The sequence below is a fragment of the Candidatus Symbiopectobacterium sp. genome (assembly GCF_020054415.1).
GTDB lineage: Bacteria > Pseudomonadota > Gammaproteobacteria > Enterobacterales > Enterobacteriaceae > Symbiopectobacterium.
On sequence record NZ_JAHWCO010000209.1, the window covers coordinates 1 to 7,036 of the forward strand.

Sequence of the window (7,036 nt, forward strand, 5' to 3'; positions counted from 1 at the left end):
GACACGCCTGTTTTGGATTAAAATGCTGATCGCTCCGGGATGCATCACCACGCTCTGGATTTAACATACTGATTTTACGTCAAGGGAATCCGCAGCCTTTATGGCTACGCAGCATAATATCTATTTATTCAACAAAGCCAATATCTATTTATTCAACAAAGCCAGCATGCGGTTGTATTTTTCCCACATTTTAGTCTGTGCGTTGAAGCCGTGAGTACCGGAATCGAAATGCGGGCAACGCCCTTCCACATGCACCATGAAACGAACAAAGCCGAGATAACGCGCTTCGGTCGCGGCATCAAAGCCCAAAAAGGCCAGGCGACGCTGATCCAGATCCTTGCGGTCTTTCAGGTTATCCCAAGAAACCTGCAAGGCATGGTGCATTTCCATGATATTGATGATGGTGCGGCACACGTCTTCACTGAGTTCGCCAAATTCCCGATCCAACTCACGCATTTACAGCCCATAGCCACGCTCGACGATGGTTTGCAGCCGACGATAGCGTTCTGCATTGTCCGGATCCATCATCGTCATCATTTTGTATTGATTCGAAAGGATCAATCTCTGGGCATTCGTCATTCCCATCGTGCACTCCTGAACCTCTATAGTACCGGCCTGACGCCGCTGACTCGTTTAACCTGATACCAGAATCGCATACCCAAAAGTGAGAAGATAGCGCTAGCCTCCGGTTTTTTGATTTAAAACAGAGGGGAAGGACAAAATAATGCTATTCACACGCATAAGGGTGAAAACGGTCACAGATCGTCTAAAAAGGTTTTGTCCAGCTGTTTAAAAGCACGTTTCAGCACGTCGGCCAACATCTGGTAAGTGGGTTTACCTTCAATCGGTGCCAGCGCCATCCCAGCCTCTTGCAGTTTAAGGCGAAGATCGTGAAACCATTCGGAAAGCGTTGGTGATAACGGCGATACCGAGCGGCGGCCTAGCCACCACAGCCCCTGTAACGGCAGACTACAAGCAAACAGTGCGGTCGCAACTGCTGGCCCCAGCTGGCCATCCAGCGCGATCTGCCAGGTTAAGGTGAACACGGCCAGCGGCGGCATAAAGCGAATACCGAACTGCGTAGCACGCACCACACGGTTTTCAGGGAAAACAGGCGCCAGACGTTTATCCAGCGGCCAGGTTTTCATATAATGTTGCCCGTAATGGAGTACACGCCATCCCCCGCGTTTATCAGTTGGTTGAGATTTCATGGCGACTCCTTTGTTACCGTTTCAGTTATTACCATTTTCGATTGCATCATCAAAATAACAAATAAAAAATAAAATTATAAAACAAGCCAGCAACTCTATTTGATAAACTTAAAATATATTTTGTGTTTGCCTGACGCTATCGGTATCCTACCTCGGCGTAGGTCGCCATCTATTACTAAAGTAGTCATGTCACTAAACCTACGTGGTCATGCTGCATGCCAGGATAACGATCCTTTCACCATCGTGCTTGATGATGAATGCCGTTTTCAACTGTATTAACTACAGCATAGGCAAAAAACAGGGGGACCATTGGTGCGGGCGCGACATTTATCGCCTTATTCTTCGCCACATGCTTTTCAGTACCGATATATCACCTTCGCACGCCGTGCATCCAGTATGCTATGCGGATAGGCCATATCGGCACTTTTTCATGCTCATGTCAGGGAAATCACACCGTGCCATGACGTTAGTCATAAATGTCAGCGGATGTTTAGGCTACGCTACGCGCTGTTTGACATTTGTTCACCATGTATAACAAGTAGGTACTTCCATGTCGAGTAAGTTAGTACTGGTTCTTAACTGCGGTAGTTCATCCCTGAAGTTCGCGATCATCGATGCTGTTAACGGGGAAGAGTACCTGTCAGGTCTGGCCGAGTGTTTCCACCTTCCTGAAGCCCGTCTCAAGTGGAAAATGGATGGTGCCAAGCAGGAAGCTGCGCTGGGCGCAGGCGCTGCACATAGCGAAGCGTTGAACTTCATCGTTAACACCATTCTGGCACAGAAACCGGAACTCTCCGCGCAACTGGTTGCTATCGGCCACCGTATCGTACACGGAGGCGAGAAATTCACCCAGTCTGCCGTGATCAACGACGACGTACTGCAAGGCATCAAAGATTCCGTGCCTTTCGCACCGTTGCACAACCCGGCTCACCTGATTGGCATCGACGAAGCGCTGAAATCCTTCCCGGCGCTGGCAGACAAAAACGTTGCCGTATTCGACACCGCATTCCACCAGACCATGCCGGAAGAATCCTACCTGTATGCCCTGCCGTACAAACTGTACTCCGAGCATCACGTTCGCCGCTATGGCGCACACGGCACCAGCCACTTCTTTGTGACCCAACAGGCCGCAGAAGCGCTGAACAAGCCAGTTGACGAAGTTAACCTGATCACTTGCCACCTGGGCAACGGCGGTTCCGTAACCGCAGTGCGTAAGGGTAAGTGTGTCGATACCTCCATGGGTCTGACCCCGCTGGAAGGTTTGGTCATGGGTACCCGTAGCGGTGACATCGACCCAGCAATCATCTTCCACCTGCACGATTCCCTGGGCATGAGCGTTGAGGCTATCAACAAGCTGCTGACCAAAGAATCTGGCCTGCTGGGCCTGACTGAAGTCACTAGCGACTGCCGCTATGTTGAAGACAACTACACCACCAAGGCGGATGCCAAACGTGCCATGGACGTGTATTGCCACCGTCTAGCTAAATACATCGGTGCTTACAGTGCGCTGATGGAAGGCCGTCTGGACGCCGTTATCTTCACCGGTGGTATCGGTGAAAACGCTGCCATGGTACGTGAACTGACGCTGAACAAACTGGGCATGCTGGGCTTTGAAGTCGACCACGAACGCAACTTGGCTGCTCGCTTCGGCAACGGCGGCAACATCAGCAAAGAGGGCTGCCGCCCTGCGCTGGTAATCCCGACCAACGAAGAGTTGGTTATCGCGCAAGACGCCCTGCGTCTCACCGCGTAAGACAAGTAATCCCACACCGTCAGCCAAGGCTGAGGGTGTGGTTCCTGACCAAGCTGTTTTTGACTCAGCGAGCAACCGTAAAGAGGTTTAGCCGTGTCCCGTACAATCATGTTGATCCCCACTGGCACCAGCGTTGGTCTGACAAGCGTCAGCCTGGGTGTCATTCGTTCCATGGAACAAAAAGGCGTGCGCCTGAGCGTGTTCAAACCGATCGCGCAGCCGCGTTCTGGCGACAATACGCCGGACCAGACCACCATCATCATCCGCGCAAACTCAGCCATCACTGCGGCTGAACCGTTGAAAATGAGCTACGTTGAAGCGCTGCTCAGTTCCAACCAGCAAGACGTGCTGATGGAAGAAATCATCGCCAACTACCACGAAAATACCAAAGATGCAGAAGTGGTGTTGGTAGAAGGTCTGGTGCCGACGCGCAAACATCAGTTTGCCAACGCGCTGAACTATGAAATCGCTAAAACCCTGAACGCCGAAATCGTGTTCGTTATCGCACTGGGCAACGACTCTCCGGACCAGTTGAAAGAGCGCATCGAACTGGCTCGCAGCAGCTTTGGCGGCAGCAAGAACAAAAACATCACCGGCGTTATCATCAACAAGCTGAACGCTCCGGTGGATGAGCAAGGTCGTACCCGTCCTGATTTGTCTGAAATCTTCGACGATTCCAGCAAAGCAGACGTGCCGAACGTCGATCCGAAACAACTGTTTGCCAACAGCCCGCTGCCGGTACTGGGCTGCGTACCGTGGAGCTTCGATCTGATCGCTACTCGCGCTATCGACATGGCAAAACACCTGAATGCCCGCATCATCAACGAAGGCGAAATTCAGACCCGTCGTGTGAAAACCGTGACCTTCTGTGCGCGCAGCATTCCGCACATGTTGGAACATTTCCGTCCGTGCTCCCTGCTGGTAACCTCTGCGGATCGTCCTGACGTCCTGGTCTCCGCGTGCCTAGCTGCCATGAACGGCGTTGAAATCGGTGCCGTGCTGCTGACCGGCGGTTATGAAATCGATGCCAGCATCGCCAAACTGTGCGAACGCGCCTTCCAGACTGGCCTACCAGTATTTATGGTGAACACCAACACCTGGCAGACCTCACTCAGCCTGCAAAGCTTCAGCCTGGAAGTGCCGGCTGACGACAGCGAACGCGTTGAGAAAGTCCAATACTACGTGGCTCGCCACATCGACAGCCAGTGGATCGAATCCCTGAGCGCCGCATCCGAGCGTTCTCGCCGTCTGTCTCCACCGGCATTCCGCTATCAGTTGACCGAACTGGCACGCCAGGCGGGCAAACGCGTTGTGCTGCCGGAAGGCGACGAACCGCGTACCGTGAAGGCCGCCTCTATCTGTGCCGAACGTGGTATTGCGCATTGCGTGCTGCTGGGTAACCCGGAAGAGATCCAACGCGTTGCTGCTGCACAGGGTGTTGAACTGGGCAAAGGCATCGAAATCGTCGATCCGGATGCCGTTCGCGAACGCTATGTTCCGCGTCTGGTTGAGCTGCGTAAGAGCAAAGGCATGACCGAAGTGGTCGCGCGTGAGCAACTGGAAGACAACGTGGTACTGGGCACCCTGATGTTGGAACAAGGCGAAGTTGACGGTCTGGTTTCCGGTGCCGTTCATACTACCGCTAACACCATCCGTCCGCCGTTGCAGTTGATCAAAACGTCTCCGTGCAGTTCACTGGTTTCTTCCGTGTTCTTTATGCTGCTGCCGGAACAAGTGTTTGTCTACGGTGACTGCGCTATCAACCCTGATCCGACCGCAGAGCAACTGGCCGAAATTGCGATTCAGTCCGCCGATTCCGCCGCCGCATTTGGTATCGATCCGCGCGTTGCCATGATCTCCTACTCCACCGGTAACTCTGGTGCGGGCAGCGACGTGGAAAAAGTGCGTGAAGCAACCCGTTTGGCACAGGAAAAACGTCCGGATCTGGTGATCGACGGTCCGCTGCAATACGACGCCGCAGTGATGGCCGACGTAGCGAAATCCAAAGCGCCGAATTCTCCGGTTGCGGGTCAAGCTACCGTGTTCATCTTCCCGGATCTGAACACCGGTAACACCACGTACAAAGCGGTACAACGTTCTGCTGACCTGATCTCCATCGGGCCGATGCTGCAAGGCATGCGCAAACCGGTGAACGATCTGTCCCGTGGCGCGCTGGTAGACGATATCGTTTATACCGTTGCACTGACTGCTATTCAGGCTACCCAGCAATAATCTCGGGTAACCGACTGAAGTGGTAGTACGTAGTACGCCACTTCAGTCCCCATCCCCTCGCAACGCAGGTTGCGGGAGGATTTTTTTACATCAATTCCGCTCACGCACGCAATTCGTCGTAGGACACCATCACATGTTCTTGAAAGGCTGGGCGTTGCATTAGTTTTGCATAGTAAGCGCGTAGATGCGGTAAAGGCTTACGATTGATCCCAATATCGTGGTAACGATACAGCACATGGCCAAACTGAATATCAGCCAGTGAAAATGCGTCCCCGGATAAAAATGGGTGGCTGGCAAGCTGCTGCTCGGCGATGTCGAGCTTTTGCTCAAAAGCGTTAACAGCAGTATCGATCGCACGAAGGTCACGCTCAGCCTCTGGTGTACGCACCACACGCCAAAATACAGGGGCAGTAAATCCAAGCGCAATATTCAATTTTGCCCATTCAGCCCAGCGATCCACTTCCGTTCTTGCTAATAAATCCTCGGGCCAGAAACCGCCCGTTGCGTAGCGGTTCGCTAAATATAGCAGGATAGCGCCCGTTTCCCACAGCGGTGGATTATCCCCATCCTGGAGCACGGGAACGGTGCTGTTAGGATTGAGCGCGCAAAATGCCGCTGTATCGGTTCCTCCGTATCGGTGTCCTACATCATGTCTGACAAACTGCAAGCCAAGCTCACCGACGCACCACATCAACGCTTGCACATTAGATGAGGTTTTCCTTCCCCAGATAATCAGCATAATATTTCCTTTTATTTGACCGATATATCTAGTGTAACCCGATGATTATCGGCCTGTCTGTTTTCATGGCAAGGTCTATTGACAGCGTACACGCAGACAAATAATCTCGAAACAAACAAAAAAAACAATATATTAGCGCTTCGCTATTCACTTCGTAAGGAACGCACAGCATGAATCTGGTTCACTATCTCGGCAAGAAGACGCTGGGGGTTTTAGCCTGCTACCAGCAGGGAAAGGTGGTGATGCACATTTGCGGCGTCTACCCGCGCACTAGCAATACACTGCGGGTTTTCTTCCCTAAAGGCCACGCGCTGGCCGTCGGTGATTTCTCCACGCTGCATCTTGATAATCGCACCGGTGTGGATCAGTTTGATGCCAACATTTCCGTTTATCGCGCCTCTTACAAAGGGCGCGTGGCGGAGGTGGATGAAGATTGGGTGCTGCTGGAGCAGCGTGAGTGCTAGGTGATGTATGGGCTTAGCTGCGTACTGGATATCCGCGCACCGGACTATCGCTATCCTCAGGATACACGGGAAGATCGCGCGGTGGCGTTTACGCCACTGAATGCGTTGCCAGATATGGAACACCATAATTTCACCAACAAGGTAGGCGTACCGGTCACCATGGCGCAAGAGCAACACCATACCACGGTTCTGGCGTTTATCTGTACTAGCTCAGACCTGATCCCACAATAAATCTTCCCCATCTCGTCAGTGTGCTACCAATTTCTAGGAAAAACTCTTAATTAAAAGAAAAATTAATCTTGAAAATTACATAATTTCCAACTATCTGTAATTCTGTCAACTGGACAGTGCACAGATGCTTGTTTATAGTTACCGGGAAAGAGAGGGGGGATAGAATGGCGAGTTTAGATTAACCGGAAGTGTGTCTTCTTTCGTTCCAGGCTTGTGAGTCTGTCTGTCAGACGATGGATCCATGGAGCTGTATATCCAGACTCTATTTTGATCGTTTGTTGAATCGTCTTTTCACGCATACGAGGTGTGTTCAAAAAGTAACGGGAATTTTCGTTTTTTGAAAAAAATATTTATTTATTCATCTACATTAATATTGTCGCCTTCAAAGTAGTCCCCTTCGCATACA

The 7,036-nt window shown here is 51.7% G+C and carries 6 protein-coding genes and 1 pseudogene; 4 read left to right on the top strand and 3 right to left on the bottom strand.

Features of this window, described 5'->3' with window-relative positions:
- Positions 1 to 162 precede the first annotated feature (162 nt).
- Both QZ506_RS06155 and yfbV read right to left on the bottom strand, forming a co-directional pair.
- A pseudogene (locus tag QZ506_RS06155) lies at positions 163 to 585 on the bottom strand (YfbU family protein); the annotation flags it as partial.
- A 170-nt stretch (positions 586 to 755) separates the two neighbouring features.
- Positions 756 to 1,211: a terminus macrodomain insulation protein YfbV gene (gene yfbV / locus QZ506_RS06160; RefSeq protein ID WP_291969810.1), complete on the bottom strand. Its 456-nt coding sequence runs from the start codon at positions 1,209 to 1,211 to the stop codon at positions 756 to 758.
- 550 nt (positions 1,212 to 1,761) lie between these two features.
- On the opposite strand from yfbV, the gene ackA reads away from it, so the two are divergent.
- A complete protein-coding gene (gene ackA, locus QZ506_RS06165) occupies positions 1,762 to 2,964 on the top strand; it encodes an acetate kinase (RefSeq protein ID WP_291969812.1) in 1,203 nt (400 codons plus the stop codon).
- 93 nt (positions 2,965 to 3,057) lie between these two features.
- On the top strand, positions 3,058 to 5,196 hold the full coding sequence (gene pta / locus QZ506_RS06170; protein WP_291969814.1) for a phosphate acetyltransferase: 2,139 nt from the start codon (positions 3,058 to 3,060) through the stop codon (positions 5,194 to 5,196).
- A gap of 100 nt (positions 5,197 to 5,296) precedes the next feature.
- Here the strand turns inward: pta and QZ506_RS06175 are convergent, their stop codons facing one another.
- Entirely contained in the window at positions 5,297 to 5,935 is a 639-nt protein-coding gene (locus QZ506_RS06175; protein ID WP_291969816.1) for a glutathione S-transferase family protein, read from the bottom strand.
- Positions 5,936 to 6,105: 170 nt separating this feature from the next.
- Here QZ506_RS06175 and QZ506_RS06180 point away from each other — a divergent pair, with 170 nt between their 5' ends.
- Both QZ506_RS06180 and QZ506_RS06185 read left to right on the top strand, forming a co-directional pair.
- Positions 6,106 to 6,399, top strand: a complete 294-nt coding sequence (locus tag QZ506_RS06180) for a hypothetical protein (RefSeq protein ID WP_291969818.1) — start codon at positions 6,106 to 6,108, stop codon at positions 6,397 to 6,399.
- Positions 6,400 to 6,630, top strand: coding sequence for a hypothetical protein (locus QZ506_RS06185; protein ID WP_291969820.1), 231 nt, complete (start codon positions 6,400 to 6,402; stop codon positions 6,628 to 6,630).
- The last annotated feature ends 406 nt before the right edge of the window (positions 6,631 to 7,036 follow it).